At 73.2% G+C, this 611-nt stretch carries 1 protein-coding gene; it reads left to right on the plus strand.

The genetic code is table 11. The features are described from left to right. The coding region (gene dacB / locus AC5RV2_RS18820) for a D-alanyl-D-alanine carboxypeptidase/D-alanyl-D-alanine endopeptidase (protein WP_494093593.1) at positions 1 to 611 on the plus strand (611 nt) is incomplete at both ends.

The following is a 611-nucleotide window of genomic DNA, read 5'->3' on the forward strand; positions in this document are numbered from 1 at the left end:
CGGCGTTCCGCGACGCGCTGGCCGAAGCCGTGGCCGTGCAGGGACTCACCGTTAAGGGCGCGGTGGCACGGGAGGCGGCACCGGCTGACGCGGACGTGTTGGCCGAGGCAAATTCCGCGCCGGTGGCCGACCAGGTGGCCTACATGATGCAGCACTCAGACAACTACGTGGCGGAGGTCCTCGCGCGCAACACGGCCGTGGCGGCGGGCAAGCCCGGCTCCTTCGCGGGCGGCACCGAAGCCGTCCGCGAGGCGGCGGCCCTGGCGGGCATTCCCGTGGAGGGCATGGTGCTCGCCGATGCCAGCGGCCTGTCGATGGAGAACCGGGTCAGTCCTGCCCAGCTGGCCGCGGCGGTCAGGCTGATGGCCTCCTCCGAGGACGCGGACCTGCGGGCCGGGATCGGCTCCCTGCCGGTCGCCGGCCTGACCGGCACCCTGTCCGGGCGCTACCTGGACAACAACCCCGCCGGCGCCGGGCTGGTCCGGGCCAAGACCGGCACCCTGAACACCGTGACGTCGCTCAGCGGCTATGTGGCCAGCGCCGACGGACGCCTGCTGGTGTTCGCCTTCGTGGCCAACGGCCTGAAAGGCTCGACCGACGCCGCGCGCGTC

The organism is Arthrobacter sp. Y3225116 (assembly GCF_059091245.1).